Annotated in this window: 22 protein-coding genes; 2 read left to right on the top strand and 20 right to left on the bottom strand. The window is 51.5% G+C overall.

Translation table 11 applies throughout. The annotated features are described in order from the left end of the window. Positions 1-132: 132 nt before the first annotated feature. Genes IVB45_RS02165 through IVB45_RS02175 form a run of 3 tightly spaced genes read right to left on the bottom strand, consistent with a single transcriptional unit; the run spans position 133 to position 1,273 of the window. Positions 133-540 (bottom strand): hypothetical protein, encoded by a 408-nt coding sequence (locus tag IVB45_RS02165; protein WP_247807554.1) that lies wholly within the window; start codon positions 538-540, stop codon positions 133-135. Then, a complete protein-coding gene (locus tag IVB45_RS02170) occupies positions 537-878 on the bottom strand; it encodes a hypothetical protein (protein ID WP_247807555.1) in 342 nt (113 codons plus the stop codon). Before IVB45_RS02170 ends, IVB45_RS02165 begins: the two co-directional genes overlap by 4 nt. Before the next feature lie 56 nt (positions 879-934). Continuing rightward, positions 935-1,273, bottom strand: coding sequence for a YopX family protein (locus IVB45_RS02175; RefSeq protein ID WP_247807556.1), 339 nt, complete (start codon positions 1,271-1,273; stop codon positions 935-937). Positions 1,274-2,558: 1,285 nt separating this feature from the next. On the opposite strand from IVB45_RS02175, the gene IVB45_RS02180 reads away from it, so the two are divergent. Then, positions 2,559-3,230: a hypothetical protein gene (locus tag IVB45_RS02180; RefSeq protein ID WP_247807557.1), complete on the top strand. Its 672-nt coding sequence runs from the start codon at positions 2,559-2,561 to the stop codon at positions 3,228-3,230. Between the two features lie 911 nt (positions 3,231-4,141). After that, the gene (locus IVB45_RS02185; protein WP_247807558.1) at positions 4,142-4,459 is read left to right on the top strand and encodes a hypothetical protein; all 318 of its coding nucleotides are present in this window, start codon (positions 4,142-4,144) and stop codon (positions 4,457-4,459) included. An 84-nt stretch (positions 4,460-4,543) separates the two neighbouring features. Here the strand turns inward: IVB45_RS02185 and IVB45_RS02190 are convergent, their stop codons facing one another. The 17 genes from IVB45_RS02190 to IVB45_RS02265 form a co-directional block, all read right to left on the bottom strand. Continuing rightward, positions 4,544-4,933, bottom strand: coding sequence for a hypothetical protein (locus IVB45_RS02190; RefSeq protein WP_247807559.1), 390 nt, complete (start codon positions 4,931-4,933; stop codon positions 4,544-4,546). A 250-nt stretch (positions 4,934-5,183) separates the two neighbouring features. Then, positions 5,184-5,753, bottom strand: coding sequence for a hypothetical protein (locus tag IVB45_RS02195; protein ID WP_247807560.1), 570 nt, complete (start codon positions 5,751-5,753; stop codon positions 5,184-5,186). Continuing rightward, positions 5,750-6,610 carry a hypothetical protein gene (locus tag IVB45_RS02200; RefSeq protein WP_247807561.1) on the bottom strand — a complete coding sequence of 287 codons (861 nt, stop codon included), beginning with the start codon at positions 6,608-6,610 and terminating at the stop codon, positions 5,750-5,752. The genes IVB45_RS02195 and IVB45_RS02200 overlap by 4 nt, the downstream gene beginning before the upstream one ends. Beyond that, positions 6,607-6,819: a hypothetical protein gene (locus IVB45_RS02205; protein ID WP_247807562.1), complete on the bottom strand. Its 213-nt coding sequence runs from the start codon at positions 6,817-6,819 to the stop codon at positions 6,607-6,609. Before IVB45_RS02205 ends, IVB45_RS02200 begins: the two co-directional genes overlap by 4 nt. A gap of 739 nt (positions 6,820-7,558) precedes the next feature. Next, a complete protein-coding gene (locus tag IVB45_RS02210) occupies positions 7,559-9,652 on the bottom strand; it encodes a hypothetical protein (RefSeq protein WP_247807563.1) in 2,094 nt (697 codons plus the stop codon). A gap of 78 nt (positions 9,653-9,730) precedes the next feature. Further along, the gene (locus IVB45_RS02215) at positions 9,731-10,969 is read right to left on the bottom strand and encodes a hypothetical protein (protein ID WP_247807564.1); all 1,239 of its coding nucleotides are present in this window, start codon (positions 10,967-10,969) and stop codon (positions 9,731-9,733) included. 243 nt (positions 10,970-11,212) lie between these two features. Next, positions 11,213-12,922: a hypothetical protein gene (locus IVB45_RS02220; RefSeq protein WP_247807565.1), complete on the bottom strand. Its 1,710-nt coding sequence runs from the start codon at positions 12,920-12,922 to the stop codon at positions 11,213-11,215. Between the two features lie 3 nt (positions 12,923-12,925). Beyond that, positions 12,926-14,674, bottom strand: a complete 1,749-nt coding sequence (locus tag IVB45_RS02225; RefSeq protein WP_247807566.1) for a hypothetical protein — start codon at positions 14,672-14,674, stop codon at positions 12,926-12,928. Between the two features lie 37 nt (positions 14,675-14,711). Continuing rightward, complete coding sequence (locus IVB45_RS02230; protein WP_247807567.1) at positions 14,712-16,610, bottom strand: hypothetical protein; 1,899 nt, start codon at positions 16,608-16,610, stop codon at positions 14,712-14,714. Further along, positions 16,607-17,308: a hypothetical protein gene (locus tag IVB45_RS02235; RefSeq protein WP_247807568.1), complete on the bottom strand. Its 702-nt coding sequence runs from the start codon at positions 17,306-17,308 to the stop codon at positions 16,607-16,609. The genes IVB45_RS02230 and IVB45_RS02235 overlap by 4 nt, the downstream gene beginning before the upstream one ends. Beyond that, on the bottom strand, positions 17,305-18,117 hold the full coding sequence (locus IVB45_RS02240; protein WP_247807569.1) for a hypothetical protein: 813 nt from the start codon (positions 18,115-18,117) through the stop codon (positions 17,305-17,307). Before IVB45_RS02240 ends, IVB45_RS02235 begins: the two co-directional genes overlap by 4 nt. Before the next feature lie 3 nt (positions 18,118-18,120). Then, positions 18,121-18,621, bottom strand: coding sequence for a hypothetical protein (locus tag IVB45_RS02245; RefSeq protein ID WP_247807570.1), 501 nt, complete (start codon positions 18,619-18,621; stop codon positions 18,121-18,123). A 605-nt stretch (positions 18,622-19,226) separates the two neighbouring features. Further along, positions 19,227-20,444, bottom strand: a complete 1,218-nt coding sequence (locus IVB45_RS02250; RefSeq protein ID WP_247807571.1) for a hypothetical protein — start codon at positions 20,442-20,444, stop codon at positions 19,227-19,229. Positions 20,445-20,537: 93 nt separating this feature from the next. Then, a complete protein-coding gene (locus tag IVB45_RS02255) occupies positions 20,538-21,413 on the bottom strand; it encodes a hypothetical protein (RefSeq protein WP_247807572.1) in 876 nt (291 codons plus the stop codon). A 362-nt stretch (positions 21,414-21,775) separates the two neighbouring features. Then, positions 21,776-22,138 (bottom strand): hypothetical protein, encoded by a 363-nt coding sequence (locus IVB45_RS02260; RefSeq protein WP_247807573.1) that lies wholly within the window; start codon positions 22,136-22,138, stop codon positions 21,776-21,778. Then, positions 22,135-22,269, bottom strand: coding sequence for a hypothetical protein (locus tag IVB45_RS38845; RefSeq protein WP_256469498.1), 135 nt, complete (start codon positions 22,267-22,269; stop codon positions 22,135-22,137). The genes IVB45_RS02260 and IVB45_RS38845 overlap by 4 nt, the downstream gene beginning before the upstream one ends. After that, positions 22,266-24,347: a hypothetical protein gene (locus IVB45_RS02265; RefSeq protein ID WP_247807574.1), complete on the bottom strand. Its 2,082-nt coding sequence runs from the start codon at positions 24,345-24,347 to the stop codon at positions 22,266-22,268. Before IVB45_RS02265 ends, IVB45_RS38845 begins: the two co-directional genes overlap by 4 nt. Between the last annotated feature and the right edge of the window lie 571 nt (positions 24,348-24,918).

Here is a 24,918-nt window from a genome sequence, read left to right on the forward strand (position 1 = left end):
TGGCATATTGTAGGACGATTATAGCACAGACCAGCCGCCCTCGATCTCCTTGCTTGCGGTTTGGTAAGAGGTGGAAAGATAGACGGCTGGGCGTCTGTGGTGGTCCGGGACCAAAGAACTACTGAGTTAATTCTACCGCGTTAGAAGGTCATGCAGAAAGGAGATGCACTCGGGCGATTGCTGAGATAGATCGTCGGTACGGAGGTTCCAGAAGGCGCGCGTTCCGCCGTAATGAAACCATCCATTTGATGCGACCGTAGCGAAATTATCCCCGCGACACCTTTGGTCAATCGCCACCAAGCAATCTGCGAGGCGAATGGGACGGCCGAGGATTTCGTACTCTTTAGGATAGAGATTGAATGTGTGGTGCAGTAGCTCCTGTTGCTCTGGCGCATACACATCAAGGCTGTCATTCGATGTGTTCCAATAGGTCGCAATCATTACCTCACCATCGACAAGCACCTGACACCCAAACTTCAACTCCACAATCTCCGGCACTGCCTTGATGATCGCGGCTCGCACCTGATCTAGTTTCGTCATATGGTGAGTAGTTTATTTTCGATAAGATAGATGAGCATTTTGGCGCGGTCATTTGCCTCGTTGTCAGTCGCTAATTCGTTGTAGATGTATTTTCGGCGCCGTCCGACGTTTGTTTGCTCCCAATCGCCATAAAGCGCACATCCGTTCAGACCTGCATACAGGCCGTCTTTCGAATACTTCTTCAGCATCTCCCCAAGCTCTGCGACGGTGAAGGCGGAGCAGTGCTCATCCACTTCAAGCTCGGTGTTCTCAGGAATTTGGAACGATGCATATCCACCCTTGGCTGACACCCTGATACTTCCGTCGCGGTGCCACCAAAACAAACTCTCCTGCTTCACTCCCAAATCTCTAAGTTTCCGAGAGGGTTCGAGGCTGGTTACCTGATCTTCTATTTTCATACAGTGAGGAGTTCGGGGTTCTCGTAGATGTTGCCGATGACCACAGGCTTGAAGTACTTCTGCACATTGAAGGCGGCTAGGTCTTCTACCCAATCAACAGGGTAGCTAACTCCGTCGTTTGTCGAAACGATATCCCCCTCATAAACCTCCTTGCCGTTCTTGTCTTTGAGGCCGGTGAATTGCATGAGGATGATATTTTCATCCCATGGCAGTGCTTCTGTCTTTTGATCGGTGACATAGACACCAATCTCCGCTTCGTTGAATTGGATGTCTGAGACGGTGAATAATTTGGACTGCTTCTTGTCCCACGCACGAAACTTTATCTCTCTTTGCATTGTATTTTCTCTCAAGTGTACGCACGCCAACTAGTAGGAAGTCGCGCGCACACACTTGAGAGTACTAGTTGATATCTTTGAATTGTACCGCAGATACGGAAGTGCGCAACACGAGGCGTGAACAGCGAGCCTATCGTGACGACAATTGTGACTGCTCGCGAAGCAGAGCTGTTCAATTGTTGTTCGATAGGCTGTCCGTTATCTCTTCTTCCGATAAGTCAGGCGATTGATGCGCGAGTTGAGTGGTCGCGGCTTGTCGGTGTTCGGGACGAACTTCTTGCACAAGCATTGCATTGTGCATTGTCCCCGATAGAGATCGCGGATGTCACTGCGATGCTGTGTGTACGCGTGTCCGCACTTGCAGACCAGAACTGTCATTGTTGAATTGTCTCACGAGTGTACGCAGCAGAGAAGTGAATCGTGTTGTGTAGTGTGCCGCACAGTGAACAGCGCGACTTCCTACCTATGGAATTTGTTGTAAAGGACAGGCGGGGTGCACGCTCATGGACGCGAAAGCTATCGGACGGTACTCCGTTCGACTAGCCTTTTGTGTTCATGAGCGTGTGGTGATCCACGCATTGTCTGGCCGTGCAACAGGCCAAGGGCGGAGCCCCACACGGAGTGAAAAGAAAGAATAGTAACCATAGGTAGGAAGTCGCGCTGTGAACGGTAAAGCGGAGCGTGCGGAAAAGTGAATGGTTACAACGCGCTGGAGGCGCGGCACGGGTCAATGGGGTGGGTCAAACAGTGAAATGGTCTCTCTGAGCCCCTGTGTGAGGGAGGTGTTTCCCACGAAGTGGCTCGGCGTTTTTCTACGGTTGATGTCAAGCGGCACAGTAATGTAATTTGTCGCGCATCCGAACGAGGAAGCGGCGCTGTCTCCGGATGATTCCGGATCACTAAAGCTCGCCGCGCTGAACCTCGATGAATCGGAGTCGTTCGCGTACACGCTGTGCAAAAATCCAATCCTGTATACAGCGTTTGTAAATCGCAGCGATAGTACGCAAGGTGGGCCGTCATCACCAACTGAGGTCATTTGTTTGTCTAGTGCGGCAACGCTAGCTCTTTGACACCTGGTGGCGGCCTATTCTTGTTGTCGGATATCCCCAGCTTGCCATTTACTCGTGAAAGTGGCGTGAGAGAATTACGGTGTGATAGAGGCCTGAGTGTCTCTTGGAAGGGCTTCTGTCCGACACCCTTGAATAAAGTTCAAACATGGATCGTTCTGCCAGACATTCATTGCCCCTATGAGGACAAGCGATCTCTCGCAGCCGTTGAGAAATTGATGGCCGACATTCGCCTAGACGGCTATCTCCAGCTCGGCGACGTTGTAGATCTCGACTGCATTTCAGCTCACAACAAGAACAATCTTAGAGCTGTGGAGGGCAAGCGGTTGATGCTCGATTACGACCACACCGCTGAAATGCTTGATAGGCACCAGAAGATAATCCGCGCCCGTAATAAGGCAGCGGAATTTGTCATACTAGAGGGCAACCACGAATTCAGGTTGGAGCGATACATTGACGCCAATCCTGCCCTGGAAGGAATGGTGGAGGTGCCTACCGCATTGGAGTTCGGCCGAAGGAAAATCAGATGGGTTCCCTCGTGGAGCACAGGAAAGATGTTCACGATCGGCAAGGCCAACTTCATCCACGGACGATACGGCGGTGAGCACCACGCAAAGAAGCACGTCAGCAAATACGGCTGCAACATCTTCTACGGTCACATCCACGATGTGCAGACATATTCAGCAGAAATGCTCGGGCAGGAAAACACTATGGTCGGGCAGTCGCTCGGATGTCTTTGCCTGCCTCAAAAGTATATGCGAGGGGCGCCCGACAAATGGCAGCAGGCTTTCGCTATATTTGAATTCCTGCCGGACGGGCATTTCACTTATAACGTGATCCGCATTTTCAAACACCGCTTTATTTACAACGGGAAGGTCTACGAAGGGTAGCATGACGCGTCTCTCCCGAAGGGAGTAGAGGTGCAACTATTTCGACAGAGTTTTGGTGAAGCCGGGCCTTTTCCAAAGGGCTGTGAGTGCTTCTTGTCACGTTGAGATACAGATCGGATGGCAGGGAGGACGCGTGGCCTTTTTCCCTGCTTTCACATCTGTACCCCACTCTATGAGACTTTGATGATTCTTAAATTTGCGGCGGCGAGGATTTGACTCGTGGTTGATTGTATCCACCAGAGTATAAGTCACCTCGCACGTGGGCGGCTGGTAAGGCCGGTCCACCGTCCAGTCCACTCTCTTTCACGTGAACCCTAACGCCCCTTTGCGCAACACCGCAGTTCTAAGAACCATCTCGTTTTGCAGTTTCCTACTTATGTTGATTGGCTGGGAGGGGAAAACAACATAGGAAGCTGTACTCCTTGCGTTAAGTGTCTCGGTCTTAACACCGCCGATGCTTTAAGCCAGCTAGAGACTTGCATCGGGTCTTAAAAGTGTCTCGTACTCCTGTTGTAATCCCCTCCAAACCAACCACACCGCTGATCCTGATAGGGCGGTGGTTTCTCTGTCTGTGAAAGAGCAGGAGATTGGCTGAGAGGGAGGAGGTAGTTATTTTCATTTTCGTCGGGCGGACACCGGGGTCATGGCGTTACCGTGACCGAACCTCTCCCCTCTCAACCAATCTCAAATAAAAACAACCGCCCGTGAAGGCGGTTCAGTCAAGTTCTAGATTGCGAGCGGCAATTTTATGACGAATTGCAACCCGCTCGCATACAAAACTCGACTCTATGCAATTCGTCATACCAAAATATTAGCACGCGCGTTTCACACGAAACCGTCCAGGGTGGGGATAACTTGCACTACCACGCAAAGGAAGTAGACTCTCCTGTCTGGAACCGCAGGAGGTTGCCATGACTGTCAACTGGTTCGCGGAAGCAAAGCCGACGTTTGAGCACTTAGTGAAGCTGTGTGATCACCTGGCGAAAGAATTAGAGATAACGACGGCGGAGTCAGCAGACGCGCGCGCGCTGCTGAGACGGGCGGGTGCCTTTATCGGTGTACTGGAACACACCGCAATCGATCCTGCGTGGCTCAAGGATGCTGCAGAGACGATGCCGGAAAACGAAGTACTCTTGAAGATGATTACTGATGAGGCGTTGTTCTTCTCAGGACTTGCGGAGAAGTATTTCGGCGATCTAAAAAGTGAGCTGAAGGACGTTGCTCACTAAATTGGCGAGCCCGCATTTGCGCGGGCTCTGGACTAGCCGTATCAGGATAGGCTTCTTTTTTTTATTCTTACTGGATGCCTGCGTTCATCTTACCACGTAGTAGCCAAGGTCACGTGCGCAGCTCCAGGTATCAGTCTTCCAATGGGAGGCCATATACCGGACTGCAAAGTCACCATCGAGGGCTTGCTCTTTCGTGACGTAGCGCCCCGAATTTGGGCCGTGGGCGGGAAGATAGATCTGAGCTGCACCAAATGACTTACCGTGATCTCCGACTGCTGTGGGATCGAAGTTACTCTCACAGCGCATTGTTTCCGTCATCTGGTGAGCAGAGACTCTGTAGTACTGCGCCCAATATCTGATTGCACCTAATGCATCGTCGTTGAAAAGCGGCGCGTGAGTTTCAGCGGCGTATGCTGTCTGCGCCGCGACAAGCTTAGAGAGCTTGTCCTGGGCAAGCAGTAAAGCAATGACCATCGCGCCTATTGCGGAGGGTTCCAGAAGCCTAGACGCGGCCTCCAAAGATGTTCACTCCGCCCGCCTTTATGCGAGCAATGTAGGTGAGAACAAGTCCAGGGAGTGCGCCGAGCACGGGGGTTGCTTTTGCGAGGATTTCATTTGAGCAAACGTCAGAAAAACCGAATTGCACAAGAAGTAACCCTCCCACAGCAAGCCAGATGCCTCCAATTTGTTTTGACATACAGCAATTATAGCACCTGTTTTTTGTTCACAAGGGCAGATAGTGGAAAACTTCCAATCCTCTTTTATGTGCGGCCTCACGCCATCCGAAATCAGTGTAGTTCGCTTCCCATTTGCCGGTGGCACTGTTGTTGCTCATCACCCATCCTCTCTTGCCCCAAATGCCGCAGTGACCGATCACGCCTCCTTTCGTGGGGAATACTGAGACGCATCCAGCTACAGGGGTGACGACCATCTTAAATCTCGCGTCCATCCAGAGATGCTTATCGAGCGCGATAGTGGAGAGGATTACAGGGAAGCCTGGCATCACCTTACGGATGATATTTGACACAGATTCCGCGCAAGCGCGTTCGTCAGGTGCCTTGTCACCAGGGCTCGCATCTTTACCTATGGCGTTGAAAGCAGCTTGATACAGTAATTCGGCCGTAGTCGGCTTTTGCGTTGCAGGAAGGGGCTGTTTTAGCTCAATATGAGGCTGTATGGGCTGCACTGGCTCTGTGTTCATAGGAAGTTCACTGGGGTGCTGAGCGAGCGGGTCGTGAAAGACGTTGATTATGAAATCGTCGAGCCAATCTATCAGCGCGAGAAGTAGATTCATGCACCTATAAGTATCGCACGGATTTTTAGGAGGACTGCGATGAGTTGTTTATAGAGACTGATCTGTTTCACAGTAGCGTTTGGGTCTTCAGCAGAAAGGATGACGCGGTAGCCGTAGTCATAAAATTTGAAGTCAGGTGCGAGGTTCTTAGTGTAGTCCTCTGGCGCTTCGCGGTAGTTGTCGAAGGCTTGGAATTGCGGAAGGGAATAGAGAAGGAAGGCATGATTGATCTGCCCGTCCCATCGTGGGTACACGCCATTGACCTTCTCGGGCCATGCTCCTCCAGCTACTCCAACCATATCGTCAGTTAGTACGTCGCCGAAGTGAACGCTCTGCACTTGCTCGTAAGTTACGGCGAAACGTCGAGCGAATTCTGCACCGAGGTCGCGCATTTCCTGAGTGATACGTTTTGGATCGTAGTTCTCATCAAAGCCGTGGAGCTGGGGAAGCATCCACTTAGGAATGAGCCCTTGTGAGTGGATTGCCTGTAAGGGAGCCTTGAGAGAGTTTCCTGAGCGAGTTGTGCCGCTGTTGATAGCTACGAAAACGTCCGAAAAATCCACCGGAGCATCATCGATATCTAGAAGATAGCCCTTGTCTTTGAGCCACTTTTTGTTGTCCGGGTGCATTGCATGATTGTAGTGATAGGTGAAAAGCGCCGCCAAGTGATTTACAGGGCTGCGACTGGCGCAATCAAACTTCTCTTCTCCAATGTTTTGGTCTTCACCTAGAGGGAGATACTTCTCACGTTCTGCGAGGGGGATTGAAACGATACCAGGTTGTGAGAGTGCGCCGAATTGAAGCTCTGTGCCGTCTTGGTGTTGGCGCTCAAGGTCAAGATTTAGACCTCGGTTCATACCTTATTCGAGAGATACGCAAATCCTATCCAGCCGAGAAATGTTTTTATCGCAAGGAAGATGACGGCGAGAGCACCGAGAATCTTTGCGGCGTTGATTATGAAGTTACTGCCAATTACGCCGTAGCCCTTGAAGAAATCAATCAGAGCCTCGTTGACTATCGTCTTTAGCTCTTCTCTTTGTGCGTCTGTAAATGGCTGGTCACTCATATTCAGTCACTTAAGACAATCCCTTCTGGGTGTCCTTTTGCGATGATTTCGTCGCCGCTCATGTCGTCAAGAGATTTCTCTTCGTTCATGAATATAGTATACCACCTAATGTCCCCACCAAAATGCACGGGAGAGTGGCATCGTGGCAACGGCTGTTGCCACGGAGCTTGATGCGATTGTGATCGTCATCGGGGCATCATAGAGTTGGTCAACCCATGAGCCGTTGAATCTATATGCAGTCCCATTGGGATACGTGCTGGCACTTCCATTACCACATAAGTAGTACCAAGTAGTGCCCGAGCTTGTACTTCCGGTTCTACTTACGGTGATGTAATAGGTCGTTCCCGAGATGACAGAAACAGGAGATGCAAAGGTAAAATTTGAACTGCCACATACACCACCTCCAACAGCGGGAAACGTTGTGCCAGTGACGTTGCCAGAAATTCCTAATGCACTGCCGCCATTTGTGGTGTCAATCGACAAATTTATACTGTCGGGCGGACTCCCGTTCTGCGCCGTTAGATACGCAATAGTTGATATTTGACCCGTACAAGTTGCCTGGAATGACTGGCTCATTTTGGTGAATGTCGTCACGGGTGTATCCCCCCATCCCCCTTGAGCGCTCGTGACAGTACTCGGAGTAATCAGACAGTCTGCATAAGTTGTTATTGGGAGTGCAGAGAGTGATGCCAAAAAAAACACCGAGCAAAACAAGATCGAAAATATCTTTTTCATAGCCTTAGAATGTTGTTACCGTCGCGCGCGGCGTGCAAGTAATCTGCACAGGCGACGTTGCGGGAGTGCCGTAGTCGGCCTCGATAATATCTCCGCGATTGAATGTATTACCGGAGGTAAAGGTCACAGTGCCAACCGTTGATGACGCATTGAACATCGGGACTATGTTCGTCGAGTTGATCTTGAATTGGACATTGAGCGTTCCTGCGGGGACACTGCATATCACGTCCTGAAGTGTGCCGGAAAAAGGGGCTGGTAATCTGGTTTCAGTTGTTGTCCCCGTCCACCCAGTCGAGGTTGCTCCGTAGGCAAATGTGGCGTTTTGATACGGATTCACCTGTTTCGAGGCGACGAAAAGAGATTGCGAAAATGTACCATTCGTCGTTGATGCGTTCGAGACCGTCATGAGTGTGCTGGTAAGGGTGAAGTTGGCGAAGTTTACGATTCTTGTTCCGTCGAATGCCAACATTCCGTTCGTCGTCCCGATAGAGGTCGCGTTGGTGCCTCCATTAGCGATGGGCAGTATGCCCGTTACCTGTGAGGTGAGATTCACTTGTCCCGCGAGCGTTGCGAGTGTGAGGCACGTGTTCTTGAAGGCATAACAACCGGTGTTGATGGTCATGCCGTTGCCGAATGTCGATGATGCGGTCGTGCCGATCATATCAAGATAGGATGCTTGAATGCCTGAAGAGAATGTAGAAGTCGCTCCTGCGTTCACACTAAGGGCACCCGTCGTATTACTGATCGAAAACGCAGACACAGAAGACGTTGCTATCGCAGTCGATGTGGCGAGGAAGAATTTCCCACTCAAAATATTCACAGCCCACAAGGGATCGGCCGCGATATTGTCCGTGAATATTATCTCTGGTGCGGTTGAGCTACCAATGGTAAGGGCTCCGAACTTTGGAGTTGTCGTGCCGATCGCGACATAATTAGAAAACTGGATCAATCCTCCTGAGAAGGTGTTTCTATCGATCAGCAGAGTTGAAGAAGCACTACTGACTGCTGATACGGTCAGTGTTGTTCCGTCCCAGGTAAGACCGCTGAGAGCCGCGCTTTTCACAGCCGAAACCCCATTACCTGCGAGAATGCCGCCGAGTGTACTTGAGGCAGTCCCGCCGTGGGCAACGCCGACTGTTCCGGTTATGTCGGTGTCAGCTACTGATGCACAGGTAAATGCTCCTACGGCAGTGATGGCGCGCAGGAATTGATTTGAGCATGCTGAGGGTGCGACATAGCCAGTAATTCCACCTGTAGCGCCCGCGAGCAGAAGAGCAGAGGATACTCCACGAATTCCGAAGGTGGTGGTCGTCGCGTTCGTCGTCGTGCTGTTATTTGCGATGAAGTTATCAATGTGACTGGGATTCGTTGGCGTCGATGATGCGTTAAATGCGCCCTGCAACCAGAGCGGTGTTGTTGTCGAGAGTGAGAGGGCGCCGTAGGTGGTGGAGAGCGTAAAAAGATTGCTGAGATTTAGCTTTGCGGAGAAGGTCGCGAAATCAGCGGCTGCGAGGGCTCCCGCCTGTGACGCGCTCGCGCTTTGAATACCGAGCGTGCAGCCTGTTCCGACACAGATGAAATTACCTGTGAGTGGCGAAGAGACTGTACCGCTGGATGTGGCGACAGACGCGACAGTGTTAAAGCCTGTTGCATAGACGAGTTGATTAGCTGTGATTGCAGATGAGGTGCCGATCTTGGTTGCGAATTTCGCGTCTAGATCTGTCTGGTTTGAAAGCGTTCCTGTAATCGCGCCCCAGGCAATCCCAGTGATGTACCCCTTCTGAGAGCCCCACCAATCGGCGGAAGTCGTCGAGAAGAAATTACGTTGAGTTTTCCAGTAGTCTGCGGAGGTCGTCGAGAAAGCGCCATCGGCAGTTCCGGCCGACCAGGATGTAATGCACGAGTCTGCAGTGAGACAGAATTTATCTGCCGTCATTCCTGTCGAGGTCGCCCACGATCCCTGCAGATATAGGCTCTTCGCGAAAGTGACAGTGGTGATCGCGTTATAAGGAGATGAGGTCGCTTTGAATAGTTGGAGCTGGTCTATGGTGCCAGTGCCGCCGCTGAAGAGGACTGATGTCCCCAGAATCCAACCCACGAGATGTTTTAGAAGCTCCATATGTTACAGTTTAGAGGTGCATTTGATCGTTATTTTCATAGTGGTTCTTTGGTGCATTTACCGGCTACCCAAGCTGTTCGACTGACCAAGGGGAATAGGATTTTTACCGGGGGCCTGTAATTGGAGTAGGTCGGGTCGGCTGAATGTTCGGTTTATTTTCTGTGCAGGCTTTTCGTCCGCGAATGCTCTCCCCATTGGGCGTGCAGTGTAGACCTCCTTGTAGGTGCCCCCTGATCGGCCCGCCGGTAGCATTAGGCGTGGCTGTTTCCCCAGCGCCGTAGCGGATTTCATTGCCTCTGATGCTTTAAGACCGGAGCCCGTCTTTCCTGAAAGCTTGGTTGACATGGCGGCTCCCTTGATGCCACCCGCGAGCTCTGCGCCAGCGATTGTGCCGAGAGGTCCAAAATGAGAACCAACGGCCGCGCCGATCGTTTTCGCAAAGTACTTTCCGAGCTTGCCTCCATCCACCTTTTTGCCATCTAGTTTCTCCAGTAATTTCAATACGGAGAAGTGCTGCGCCAATTCCTTATTAAGCGCATCCACTGCCACCGATTTTGTGTGTTCCTGCACGAGCTGCTTGTATGTCTTTGCTATCGCCTTATCGGCGATCTTCGCCCCTTCATCCATGTAGTTGATGGTTGAGTACTTATTGATTTTTGCGTCATGAACTTTCGAGAGCTTGATCTTCCCACTTGAATCAACGCGACGCGCAAGGCCGGCCAATTCTGCATCAACCTTACCGTAGGCGGTTTCAAGTGCCGCGCCCTCGAGACCGCTCTTGTCGATGGCTGTTTTCAATGAGCGCTCTACAGTCTTCATAGGCAGGAGCACGCCTTCGCGTTCAAGATTTTGCGATACGGCCTTCTCGTAGGGAGAAATGAAGTGCTGCAGTTCCTGAATAGCTGACTGCGTTCTGATTGTGCCAGTGGTATCTACAGCACCATGAAGAAGATCGGTCTGGGCAAGTATTTTCTTTGTGTCGATTCCTTTACTCATTGCCGAGGAGGTCACTTTGCGCACTGGCGCGTAGCTGTCTTCGAGCCTCTGAAGTTCTTTGGTGCGATGGGCGATAATTCCGTCTGTATCGCGTCCTGTGAGAGCTTTTCCTTTTTCCAACACAGCATTCGTTGCAGCCTTGGTGCCCCTCACTGTTGCCTTAGCGCCAATATCGCCTGGGATGGCCATCTCAGCCATTACGGTATTGATTACACCCTCTTGTTGCTGAGGATTGGATGGAGTGACCGATTTATCAAATGCGCCGAGAGCGGCAGCGAAGCCTGGAGCGCTTGCTTTCATAGCTGCACCTACCGGTCCAGCATTCTGTGCTCCTACGGAAGAGATGTCTCGCACCGCCTGCTTTAGTGCTCCCTTCCCGACTTCGAGATTTTTGTCTCCTTCGCCAGCAGCGAAGCGCCCGAGTGGGGTGCTGAATGGTTGCTCTGGGGCAGAGGGAGCAGGAGCGATAGGTTTAAGCTTCGAGGTGTAGCTCGGTGTCGAGGTTGCTATTGGTTTCAATTTTGCAGCGTATGAAGGCATAGTTTATTGTTCAACATACCCGTCTGCTTTTGCCTGGGAGAGTTCTTCCGGCGTGAGATCGGAAGCGTCAAACGATTGGCCATCCTTTGCGAGAATCTTACTGCCGGATGGTGAAAGACCCCCAGTATCGAACTGATTATCCATCGTCCCGAGTGGATTGACGAACGTATTGAGGCCAACAGCCGACTTGTTTTTGAGAATTTCTTTGACGTTGAGCAGGCGCTGCTTGAGCTCGGTTGGCGAGTATTTCGTTGAACCGAAAAGCTGCTGGTATTCTGCGTCTTCCTGATCACCCCATGCTGCCCCGGTAACAGAATTTCGGTACGGCTGAATGGCGGAAGTAAGAAATTGGTTGATCTTCGCCAGCTTCGGGTCGTAGTCCTTGCCTACTACGTTGAAGGCATATTGAAGCTTGTCATTGATGAATCCAGTCTTGACGCCGGAATCGATCTCTGTGATCGCTTTGTCGATATTGGAGATACCAATGGCTTGATTGGAGAAGTCCTGTCTAAATTCTGCTGGTGCTCCTTTCAGAACTTGCGAAGCAACGAGACTGAGCTTGTCTGAATCGCCGCGAGCCTTCGCGATTTGAGACTGGAAAGTAGCTTGTCCAAATTTGCTAGGGATTGAGGCCAAAGCCGCACCGATAACGGCGTCGAGATCGTTCTTGTATGGGCTGTCGGCGCCCGGCGCAGTACTTCCGGTGTTTTTCGCCGTGCCGGGAGCCATACCCTTATCAATTGAGATGATTTTGCTGGTGTCTCCGTCCCAATTCTCGGGAGCAAAGAGAAGCCTATTGCCGGCATCTGCGAGTGATTTGTAGCCGTTAGGGATACCAAGATCCACACTCTCCATGCGCACCTTGCCACTCAGCGGGTTCTGATAGGCGATGATGAATTTGCCGTTTTCTACACGTTTATCGAGAATAGTTTCTTGTGATCGGTTGAGCGTGAAGAGTGCTTTGAGCTGTTCTTCGCCTCCTGCTTGCCGTGCGAGATATTCATACGAGGCGGGATCAGTCGCCTTCAAGCCATCAGATGTGGTGCCAGCTTTGGCGAGATTGGTGAGGTGGGCGTTTGCTTCCTCCTGGCGTCCTTTTCGAGCAGATAAGATCTCCTCTGCGCTCTTCCGGGCCTCATCCCGTGAGTCTTTGGCCTCCTGTGCGGCAGAACTACGGATTTGAGAGAAGATGCCCTGTACGGCGACCTCGCGCTCCTTGTTTATGGCTTCATTCTCGCGCTGATTGACCTGTGATGTCTTCGTAGCTGCGTTCTGAGCGTCCGATGAGCCCGAGAGCCCACTGATCACGGATATTGCATTGGTCCCACGGTCACGGCCATCATTGATAGTCTGTTGCTCTTGAAGCCTTGAATCATAGAGCTTGTTGATGCTGTCAATTTGCGCCTGTGCCGCTTTTGTCTTCTCGGCAGCGATGTCTTCCTCAGACCTCGGGGCTTTAAACGTGTTCAGATAATTAGATGCAGCGGATTCTCCGGGAGTTGAATAGCGAGAGTAATAGTCCGAAGTACTTGATGCTGGTTTTGTGGCTGCGCCGGCACCTGCCGTCGTATTCACTGAGCCATCGGGATTGTACAGAGTAGGCACAGGGTCAGGCTTGGCAGAAGCGAGATTTACACCAGACGTTTTCCCGACCACGCGAGCGTTGTATTGGTCGATCGATTCTGTTGGTAGTTTCTCGTAGGTATTGGCCATAATTTAGAAGAGGCTTGTGTTTTGCTCCACTGAAGAGAAGCCAGAAGCGCCAGCTCCTCCGGTACAACTAACACCAGTTGCACCAGAAGTGCCTTGAGAATATGCAGTGCTTCCTCCCGCTCCACACGAACAGCCTGCATTGCTACCGCCCAATCCACCGACACCGCCAGTTACGTTTATTGTGCCAGAGTTTGCGATAAGTGAGTTGTATACGATTTTTACGAGACCTCCCGCGCCACCTCCACCTCCACCTCCAAAACTCATATTTGTGGGACTTGAGCCGACAAGGCCGAGAGCAATAATTCCGTTTGTGGTCGTGAAGTTTAAGCTCCCTGCGACTTCCAAGAGAAGTCCACCGCCACCATTTCCTCCCGGTCCCTGTGTTGCATTATTGGAAGCGTTATTTGTTCCTCCTCCACCACCTCCTGCACCCACCCAAAATTGCCCCCCGTACTTCATGAGTGTTGTTGTGGACCAAGAAGTTGGGAGGATCGCTGTCGGAAGCGCGCCAGCCGCAGGGGAGCCTGAGCTGCCACCGACCCCACCGTTCGTTACGAACAGATAGAACGGGTTTCCAGTTGAACCTGTAGATCCGCTGCTTGCACCTGTTGCCCCTCCCGCTCCGCCGCTTGCACCCATGCCGGAAACATCGATACATGGCGCAGGTGAACATGTAAGAGTCACGCCTCCTTGGGAACGCAGTACGATGAACGTTCCGTTGGTGTTGGCATTGCTGAAAGCAAGGTGTCCTGTGCCAGTAATCGAAATTGAGGTGTAGTTTTTTTCTAAATAGCTCGCTGATGCCGCCGATATAGTCGTGGTCCCACTCGAAATTGAAAGCACCCCGTCCGTTCCTGTGCCACCAAATCTCGGCTGCAAGTATACGCCATTCCAAATCATTGTGGATGATGCGACATTGAGTGATTTAACCGTTGAACTAGCGTTTGAGATGAATCCAGCGGTGAAAATATGTAGTCCGGTCCACGTGTATGACTGTGTGAGATCAAGGAATGTTTGAGCAATCTTTCCCGCGTTATTCGTAATGACTGTCCAAAGCCCGGCGTATCCCGGTGAAGATGTTGCATATTTCGCTTGAAGCACAAGCGGTGCCGTGATGCCAAGATCGGTGGACGACGCCATTTGGAGCTGTGTGGCAAGCCTTACTTTTCCACCAATCGTTTCTGTCGATGTTGGTGAGCCCCCCGCAATCACATTGTTCGCGTAACCCTCAGCGTAGAGGGCCGTGACCAACTGATTGGAGCCTTGGGTAAATGTCGGAGCTGAGGTGTATCGCGCAATAGTATCGAGCAGAAGGCTATTTGGAATTGTGTCCTCGCCATTTAGCTGCGCTTTGAGGATCTGGATAAGCGGAAAGTCAGTGATTTTTACATTCGCTCCACGTCGATGTGCAAATTGAAGAGCGGCTACCGTTGTAGTCCCGGTCGATTGGCTTATGCCTCGGGTCATTGCCGTTACAGCGGTAGAAGATACCGTGCCACACACCGTTTCCGCCTGAGCACTGCCTTCGTCTATCGTGAAGCAGTTGTAACCTGACAGGGCTCCACCTCCTCTAACTGCATTTGCAGTCAGGGTCATTGTGGTGGCCGAAGAAGTGATCGCTGACTGGAGAGACGTTTCAAAGATGGCCGTTGCACTTGGGAGGGCCTGGCCGAAAGTCAGCGATTGATGCTGTCCGAGATTAAATCCGACCACTGACGAGATGAGAAAGAGAGCCGAGAGGACTACGTTCATAGTGAGAATTGTAATAAAGTGGCTAATGTTGGTGGCGTTAGGTGGTCCGCACCGGCAGATTCTTGCGGCCTTTGTCCCGATTGTCTTTGAAAGTGAAGTCGTTTATTTGGGCGAAACCGATGTCAGTCGCCTCAAACTTTATGCGTGCATAGACATATTTGTCGCTGTTGAGAGGGAAATCGACAGTAAATGGGTGAGCGACAGAGCTTCCGCCGCTGCCAATCGTTTTCGATCCGATAGTAGGACCGCCGATATAGGTGTCGATACCGCTATCCACGTAAGAAGCATTTCCCTCGATAGTGTAGACCTTCGTGAATTCACCACTGTCATAGGACACGGAAACATCAACGTTTTGATCGGGCTGAATGAGACCCGCTATAACCATTCGTCTTGTTGTCTTTAGACGGTCACTATCGAGGTTGAGATCACCGGACTTCCAGTAGTTTTCAATCACGTCCCCGTCTTCGTCGTACCCTGAGAAGAGGGTGTAGACATTGTTCGAAATGCTGTCCCCAGCGATGAGTGTGCCGTTGTACTCGGCAAGGCATGAGGCGTAGTAATTTAGGAGATCCCACGAGCCCGAGAGCGTGTTCCTGACGAGCATTTTCGAATTGAATGTGTTGGCCGTACCGTTGACCTTCTCCTGGAAGCAAAACATCTCGTAATCCCCCCACCGGAAGGCGACGCAGTAGTCAAAGGCATATCCCGAGAGGTCGAGTGCGTCTGAAATCGACAGCGGCTCGATCGTTGTATTGGTCGTGCCCTGAAGCACCTGTAAACGCCTAAATTTTGGGTCTGTTGGCCTCGAAAGGTCGGCAAAAATGATGCCTTCGGGTGTCTGAAATGCTGCTCTCTGGTATGAAATTCCGACGTCACGATAGTGCAGATTGGTACTGTCGGTGTCATCGAGTGCTGTAGTCACTTGCCATGTCTTCAGAGGATGGAAGCAATAGGCGACGTTGCCGATGTAGTAGATAGCCATGAGGTTGCCCCCACCATCATCCTGACGGAAGGACTTCCCCTGGCCGTTTGATGATCCAGAGAAGTCGAGAATGCCACCAGAGCTCGCTGTTTCGTAGTAGTAAGAACAAGTCATCGCCGCAAGGTTGGCCGGAGCAGTAGCGAAGGTCACTGATACTGCACCCGTCGCGTAATTGATGGTCCCGGTGCCTCCCAAATTACCCTCCATTCCTCCGCTTCGGTCATCTGTGAACGTTTCCGTGCCATCCGTCACAGCGGCATACATAGCCGTTTTTGGAGCTGAAATCCCTGAAAGTGTGTGAGCGAATGTCTTTGTTACACCATCACCTGTCCCATATGCCTCGCCGGTGGTTTGCGCGGGAAAAGCAGAGAGTAATGCGTGATCGATGTAGGAGAGGTAGAGGCCTGTCGCGTCTTTATTGCCTGGCGTCGTGCCGTTTCTCTGTCCAGCAAACGCACGCCCTTGACCGATCTGAAATACTTTGAAGCGGTAGGTCGTGATCGATTGGTCTACAGCACTGCCCGGATTTGCTGCGGGAATCTTATAAATACCTGAGTTCGGAGAGCCGAGGTACATGAAAGACCCTGCGAGGTTTTGGTATGAACGCATCCATACATCCTCGCCGTCAGCGGTGGCTGGAAGGAGATTGGACCCCACCTCGATGCCATCGTCGGTCGTCACGTCGTAGTATTTGACCTTTCTGCCGTGAGAGTAAAACGGGATCTGGGTGCCATCGTAGCGCATCCCAACACCGAGACCGGTTATCTTTCCGTTCCCAGCCTGCGCGGTCATTCCAAGGCGCGCATATCCGCGTCGAAGCTCAATATGGTCCTTATCTTTTCCGGTAATCCAATTGAGTGAATCGGGAGAGACGCCTGGCTTCAACGCATGTGTGTCTTTTATGGCCGTGTTGAGCCCTAAAAATGTGTTGACTGAATAGTCAGGGATAATCATGAATTTGTATCGATCGCTCCGCTGCGCGGGGTTGAATACAATTCAGTAGGGTCGCTATTCTCTATCGCTGACAGTTGGCGTGCGTCATCCCACTTCTCCATCGCGTTCTTGAGTGCCTGCATGGTTGCGCGGTTCTCAGGAAGCATTTGTGCGTTGATGTCGTCGTAATCCACTGCACCCTTATGGATGCCGATAGCATAGAAGCCGAGGAGTGGAAGAAAGCGCGATGGAAAGACCGACCAGACAGCGGAAGTGCTCGCTAGATCGATCGCGGTGCTCGTGGATACGTATGGGATATGAAGTGTGCCGGCAAATGGCGGCGTGCCATTGAAATACAGCGTGCCCGCATTTTCATCGAAGACGAATGTTGAATTGTCGTCTTTATACTCAAGGCGACGGTCAAATGGTACTTGGCTGTAGTAGTGAATGAGATTACTTCCATCGAATAGTTTGATGACGCCATCGCCGTAAAAACGTGAGAAGTCCGTTATCCCTGAAAGGGATTTTGCGGTTTGCCATGTATTCGTGGTGAGGAGTGACAGAGACGTATCAGTCTTGCGTAGCGCCATCCATGGCCGTTCCTCTTCGAGGACTGTTTTTGCCGTGTCAACGAGGACATCCAAGAGTGTCGTATCGATGGTCGCGCTTCCGTTCAATCCGGTGACAAATGTGGTGAGTTCGGTTCCTTTTGAAATCATAGTGCGAGTGATTTAAGGTCAAACGGCTGCGCCTCCTCTTGCTTTGGTGCTGCAGGAGTGTTCATTTTCATGGTGGTAGGTGCCATTGAGAAGGTGGTGTCGCTCACGATTCCCTTGAGCTGTGTGAGCACTTCCGACTTAATACCCTCAACAACCTTCGCAGTGATTTCATCCTCACGAGTAAGAAATACCTGGGCGAGCCGTTTCATTTCCTGCTCCATGAGTTGCTGTAGAGGAGTGAGGTCTGTTTCAGGGGTGACATCCTTGGTGTCTATCGCGCTTCTCACTTCATCAATCTTCGAGAGAACAGGTGAGAGGTCAACGTCAGGTACTTCTGTCTTGTTTCCTTTGATCGCAGTGATGATTTCATCGGTTCTGTCTTCAGGCATTTTCTGCTTGGGGAATTTGATTGGTTCTGGTGCTGGTATGTTGCCAATCTCTTCCTTGATGATTCTCCGTACAGTGAAGGCGTCGAGCGATCCCCCACCACCTCCCAGCGTGCGCATGACGCGTTCCTGCACAAGGTAGGTATTCTCCTCGTCGCCGTAGTTGGCGTTCTTGGTCGTGTAGATCGAGTTGGTATAGACCGAAGTGACCACCGAAATGTAGAAACCTTGACCCGATGGGTCTGCGGGCACTTGCCAGTCTTTTTTGAAGCGCTGACTGCCTTTATCGGTCAGATCGAGCGTTGCAATGATCGCATCAGTGTACGCGTTACGAATTACAGCCCGGACGTAGTTGGTGTCCGTATCGAGGTGGTTGGCAATTTGCCGGACCACTGTGAACGAGTTGCCGGGCTGAAGAATCATAGGTTAGAAATTTGCACTGGCGGAGCATGTATGCTCGCCGTCGGTTGTTTCGAGAACGATGCAGCGAATACCTTGGAAGGTATCCGTGCGAAGATCTAGTGCAACGACAACGGTTGAAGTTGCAGCGTTGATCGTAATGGACGATGTTGCGGTCGCTGAAACATCTGAACCGATGAGACGATTGAAATCATTCCATGTAGTACCAGCGTCATTCGTAACCTGGATACGAAAGCGCGATAGCCCGAGGTTTGGCTGCACACGTCCGCCACGCGAAACGATGATCTCTACCTTCTTCGCACCAGCAATATTGAACCAGCCACCACTGCCAGCGAGATTGGTTGAGGTAGCGTTTGTGGTCGTTGCACTGAAGAACGTGAAGTTTTGATAACTGTTTACCTGCGTATCGATGTGGGATGATATTTCACCATATGCCATAGCGAAGAAAGCGAACACTGTAATCAGTGCCGCTGCGATGAAACCTGTGAGTTTTAATTTATGAGTCATAGATTGCTTTAGTTTTTAAGAGGTCGTGGCCTCATCTCCAGCCCTATAAAGGGCCAGAGTGAGGCTGCGACTAGAGAGGGTCGATACAGATCAACTTCCATTTGCCAGACGAAGACGCAGTGGATGACCACGTAAACGTGTTTCCAGTGTTGTTGAGAAGTCTTACGTCTATGGTTCCTGAAAGTGTCGTTGAGGCGAGCGCACCGTCAACAGAGATACCGCCAAAGACGGCACTCACTGTTGGAGATGGGACAACGCTGCAAATACTATCTGTCGTGATACCCGCGATTGCCGATGCAGATGAGATTACTCCGTTCGTTGCACCTCCGCACGAAACGACAACCGACGACGAAGCCGCGATTGTGTTCGAATAGGAGTTGATTGTGCAGCCGGTGGCTTTAATTCCCATGATGTTCGTTCCAGATGGGCCTACGTGGAATCCAGCTTGATCAAAGGATTGCTGGACCTGGTTGTAGACGCCTCCGAAATCTATCGGTGCCGGAGCTTTGTTCGTAGCTACAGAAACTAGCCAACCAACAGCCAGTCCTGCGATGACGAGTGCAGTGCTTTTGAGGATGTTAGTCATAGTGGCTGATTGTTAGTTGCTATTTCTGTGTAGTAGCTGCTGCGGTGAAGCTCGACGAGTTCACTTCGAGGGCAACGATCTGCGGAGCCTGGTCAACGAAGACCTTGATTCCGTAAGCAGCCCACGTGATGTAGTCGCGACCGATCTTTCCAGAGACAGAGTTGTCTTCGAGAGATGGGTCTTTTTGGATCACAACACTGACAGACTTAGACAAGGCAAAGAGGCAGTGAAGCATTTGCTTGGTCGAGGTCCATGTGTCTGTTGGATCAGTGAATGACTTCGAAACGACGACCGTACCCCAGCCACTACCGACGAGCGTGAGCGTGTCAGCAGAGTTCGAGTTAGTGGCCGTGAGGTTCTTCATCAGCCTTTGGTTCGCTGCAGTGAGTGCTACACCGTTCGAGTCGGTTGTCCCTGGTGTATTGATGAGACCGGCGAGATTTGCGCGAGCTGCATCAGCAGAGCCACCGATCAAGACGTTACCGGCTGTGGAGCCGAGTGTGGTCTTGAACGTGAAGGTAACACCGTTGACAGTCACGGTATCACCATCAGAAGGCTGAGTGACCATCGAGAGCACACCTGTCCATGGCAACGTGTTCACACAGAACACATTGAAGCCCATGAAGTAGCCCTGGAATCCGTTTCGGGATACCTGGTCGCCCAAGAGCGTGTCTTTTCCACCGAGGAAGAGCTCGATGTAGGTGAGGATTTCCGGCGATACGATCGCAATCGGCATACCCTCTGGTACTTCGAGGTCCATTGAGGACTGGAAACGGTTGTTGTAAATGACGTTCTTCAAGCGAAGCTTCTGCTTTGCGGTAGTGAAGACAGTCGCGACGTTCGACGCAGTGACCGTGAAAGCATTGCCGGATGTTCCGGAGAATGTTCCATCGTCCATAGTCGTACCCGCACCGTTGTAGGCAGCGAGGGTCACGTCACCATCGATCTGGTTGATCATGGCGTTCGCGAGCTTGCGACCGTACTTTTGCTTGACTGAGAGGTGTGCCTGGAGCTCATCAAGTTTCTTGATGTAGATCGAGGCTTCCTTCTCCTTGTTGATAGTGAGCGTCTCTGCCGTATCTGTGATTGCCTGTGTTGAGTAGGAACCATCAGCACCCATGTCGTTCACAACGACATCAGATGCGTACGAGCGGGAAACGGTCTGGCCTTTTGTAAGACCAGCCTCAAGGCGCGTGTCACCTAAGATTGGGTAAACTGGCTCCTTGAAGTGTGACATTTGGTATTCGGCCGAGTAGACCGTTTTAAATGTCATTGTGTTTGGATTTGCAGCCATAACAATAATTGCTAAGCCGAAAGAGCAGCGTAAACGCTAGATGAGTATCTTCTTTCCCTGCGCGTTGGTCATGAGGCCCTCAGACTTCTTTGTCAGCTCCTTGTATGTTTTCTCCCATTCCTTGCGTTCGGCCATGGTCATCTTGCTGTAATCAGCTTCAGGGTTGAATTCGAAGTCGGGTTGTTCGACTTCTTTTCGTCCCTTAGATTCCATGCCGCGCTTCTTGGGGGAAACGAGAGCAGACAGTTTGTCCTGGTGTTCGAAAGCGACATAAGCGAGCGACTTGTCATGCCATTCCTTTGTGTGGGACAGCGTGTCGAGCTCGGCTTTAATCGTCTTCAATTCCTCATCATTGACCGTAGGGAAGAGCTTTTTCAGAGACGGGACGGACTTCTCGAACTCATCATTGAACATTGATTGCTCGATGCTCTTGGCGTTGGTGGTTTTCCAAGCCTTGAATTCGGCGATGTCCTTCTGCAATGATTCATCCGGCTTCTGCTCAAACCCCTTGCGGGCATCTTCGATGATGCGCTTCACGAGGTCTGGATCAGCACCGACTTTCTTGGCGTACTCGACGGCATCCTTGGCAGTCTCTTTCTCGTCGTCAGTGCCCTTGGCGGCGACCGCTTCTTCGAGTAGACGCTTTGCTTCGTCGCGCTCCTTCTCCGCTTGCTCAGCTCGTGCTTCGGCCGTCTTACGTTCGGATTTCTCCTCTTTGTAGACGTCGTAGATCGAGCGCTTGCGTTGCTCTTTCGGTTCTTCTTTTAAAGGTTCTTTTGGTTCCTCGGGCTCGTCCTTTGGCTCTTCAGCTTCAGGTGCCTCCGGTTCCTCTTTTGGAGTGTCTTTCAACTCCGGGAGGTCTACGCCAGCTTTGGCTAGTACCGCCTTGTATGCTTCTTCGTCTTGCGACATAGGTTTGTTTGTCTATCAGCGTCGTAACCACGACGGACAGTTTTTGATAGGTGCCTGTGAACCGTGCCCCTGTAAAATTCCGAGGCGCGAAAAGGCAGTATTAGGAGCTTGCCAAGAGCAAAGAGCTACGAAATGACAGCGTCGGGATATTGATCCGCGAACTGCTTTGCGAGCTTTTGGAAGTTCTCACCGTGTATCTCTTTCGAGTAGGTGCGCTCGTTGCCGCGCCACGACACAGTGACAGATGTGACTTCAGCCTTCTCCGGAACGCCTGTGCGTCCTTCTGGCTCCGCGTCTTTTACTTTCTTGGGTTTAGTCATGATTTTGGAATAACTGGTAAGTATCGTAAGTATGCAAAATGGCTACGCACTTGTGGCGTTGATTGCTGCAGTTATTTCCATATTGATCTTCTCGATCTCTCTTTTCGGATCGTCTGCTGCGAGCTGAATGAGCCACAGCATGGCGTCTTGTTCCGCCCAGGCTGATTGACGCTGCACTTCTGTCATGGATCGACGCTTCCACAGCATCATTGCTGTCTGCTTATAGCTGTCTCTGGCGCGCGCGATGATCTGCTTGGTGATGTCATGCTCTTTCCAGGATGCAAGAGCCTCGTTGTGGACAAGTGCGGTCTGCCATTCCTTGATTTTCTCCTCATTATCAGCGCGAATGTCCTCATCTACTTCGGTGAGGAATATCTCTCTCAATTTGTCGATGTCTGTGCTCATGCTTTGTAGCCGAACTCCGTTGGTGTATCGGCGTTCTGCGCTGCGATATTGACAATCTTGCCCTTACGCTCGTTTTGAATAGCTTCAGTGATGCTCTCCGCGTCTACTTCCTTGGTAATGACGTATCTCATGCGGCGAGCTGGGCGATGTTCATGGCGTGTGACACACCTGGAGGGACACCGGGATTCTGTGCCTTGCTTGGTGCTGCGCCGGGTGCAGCGGGAGCTGCCCCTGGTGCTATACCCTGCTGCATCTGCATGGCACGCGCATCTTCCATAGCCTTACGCTCGATGTTCTGCATGGCAATCTGCTCGTGCGAGCTGGCGTACTCAAGGAGCTGGTCAAACTTCTCGCCTAGAGTAGCCCTATTGTCAGAGGCGAAATCGACGATCTTCTGCATGAAAGCAGGGGTGGCACCGAACCACTGCACGGGCTGCTTACCCTGTAGGATGAGCTGAATAGCCTCGGATGCTTTAGCGAGGGACTTCTTGTCGTTATTGCTCTTGGTGTCGGTCGCTTCCGCGATCTCTGCATCCTCGTACCCACCCACAGCACTGAGAAGCTCGCTTGCGCGCCATTTGGCGTTGATGATGGGGGAGAGAATAGGATCGGCACCGATCGCCTCAAGAGCGTTCTTGCGTTTTTCCATGTTCATGTCACTCTCTTCCTGCTGCTTGTCAGTCGATTCAATGAGGACGTCGACGTCCTTGGTCGTATCGAGATCGAGGCGTGTGATCTGCTCCCACTCCCATCCTCGCTCGCCCATCATGCGGATAGCCATTTTGGAAGGCATGTGGTCTTTGAGGCCGTAGATATAGCGCTTGCCCAAGCCCGCCATCATGTCCTGGAAGGGCTGTGCACCCCACGAGAGGCGCTTTGATACCGATTTTTGCTCTGCAAAGGCTACTGAGGCCTTTTTAGACACGTCAGTGACGCTCCCTTGCGCCATGTCGTTTGCTCCGTTGTTTCTACCGAGGGTACTGACAGTCCAGTCGATGAGATTGACCGTTCCGTTCAATTCACCTGACTTAAATTCAAAGATACCCTCTGAAATGCGCTTGGTGCCGCCCATAGTGTCAGCAGGGACGAGAGCATCAGGTCGATACTGAGCTTCGTCGAGCTTGCGGACGTCCTTGAACATGTCCTTGTCGTAGTAGCGCGTGCCGAAGTTGCGCTTTTCGCGGTTGGTGAGCTCCTGGTTGAACATGGCGACGATTGCATCACACGCAGCATAGGCGTCGTCACCGTATGACTTCGAAAGAAGGTTCTCGTCATCCTCGTGTGTGGTGTAGGGATTCCAGGGATAGAGCTCGGAGCTGCACATGTCCTTCCACGGTTCAAATCTGAGCCATATCTTGGTCCATGGGTGCCAACACAAGTAATAGCGGGTGCCATCGATATTCAAAATCCATGAGGCAAGCTTAAACACGCTCTCGCCTACGTAGGTGGTGTTGTCGGGGTTGAGGCCAAGTGGTTTGAAGCGTGAAAGCTTTTCGCTCATATCCGAGCGTCCATCAGGTAGGTAGTCACTATCGGCAGAGAGGCGCAATAATTCCTTTACTTGTTGCTGGTCGTACGAACCTGAGCGGGCACCTGATACGAGTTCCGACCTTGTTTTCTCGATATCCTCTTCGCCATTGAAGAGATGATTCTCGTTGTAGAGTCCGCCGCGCGGTTGGAAGTGATAGTTCTTTAGATTGACGATTTCGAGCTCTGATTTGTACTCAGGATCGCTCTCCGCAGTCAGCTTTGGAATGGCGATGCCGTTCATAATAGCGTGCTTTCTAGCCATTCTGAGCTTGCTATCCCATTTACTGTTCTGTGCGGTGTTCATCACCTCCATTTGAAACGCACCGTTGATCTTCTGGACCTTGAAATAGTCTGCAGCATCGCCTTCCTTAAATTTCAAGCGAATAGGCGTGTCGTATTGTGCATTAAGCGTGTCGATCATGCCGGGAAATACAGGGATAGGCACATTGAAAAGCTGGCGCAGTTTCTTCTGCACCTTGCCATCGTAGAGCTGCCAGTACTTTGCGAGGGTTGCGAGGCGTGGCTTCTTGAAATCAGTCGAGGCCATGAGCTGGCGGGTTGCGACAGTGACCGCTTCGTCCGCGAGCTGCTTACCGCTCAAATTCTTCCAACGGCTATCGAGGTATTCAGAAGAATCTTGTGCTGATTTTTCTGTATCGGTGGAGGCGTCAGTAGACATTCTCTGAAGTGTACAAACTACGCCCTGTTTTGTGGCGTTCGAAGTGATCGCATGTAATCTCGGTTGCACATACCTCTGGCATGATGGTCCACGATCGTGAACGGAATAGAGCACACCTTACAGCGTCCTGACTGTCCTGAATCGCATGGAGAGTAGAGACAATGCGGACAAGGGAAGCACAGTAGCTGCTTCTCACGAATAGGCGACTTGCGGACATTGGGGATGTCGTAGAGCTCTTCACAGCGCTGACAACGGCGCTTAATCGTTGATGGTTGGCAATTCATATGGTGGCTGGTGGAAGATCGGCGTGCAGTTATTGGGACAGATATATACGCCAGTCACAAGATCACGTGTGCAGTCCTTGTCGGGGAATAACCCCTTGCAGTGCTGACACCGAAACATGTCGTCGCGTCTCATACTTTTTTGGTGAGGTGAAAGTATGAGCAGCGGTCACACAGATAAATGCGCAGAGGAATCATGGCTTTCGCTTCTTGTATGAGCTTCTTATCTTCCGCTTCACCTCGGGTCTTCCAGCAGACCTTTTGTCCGCAGTACTCAATGACTGCGTTCG

This window comes from Bradyrhizobium sp. 4 (genome assembly GCF_023100905.1).
Classification (GTDB): Bacteria; Pseudomonadota; Alphaproteobacteria; order Rhizobiales; family Xanthobacteraceae; genus Bradyrhizobium.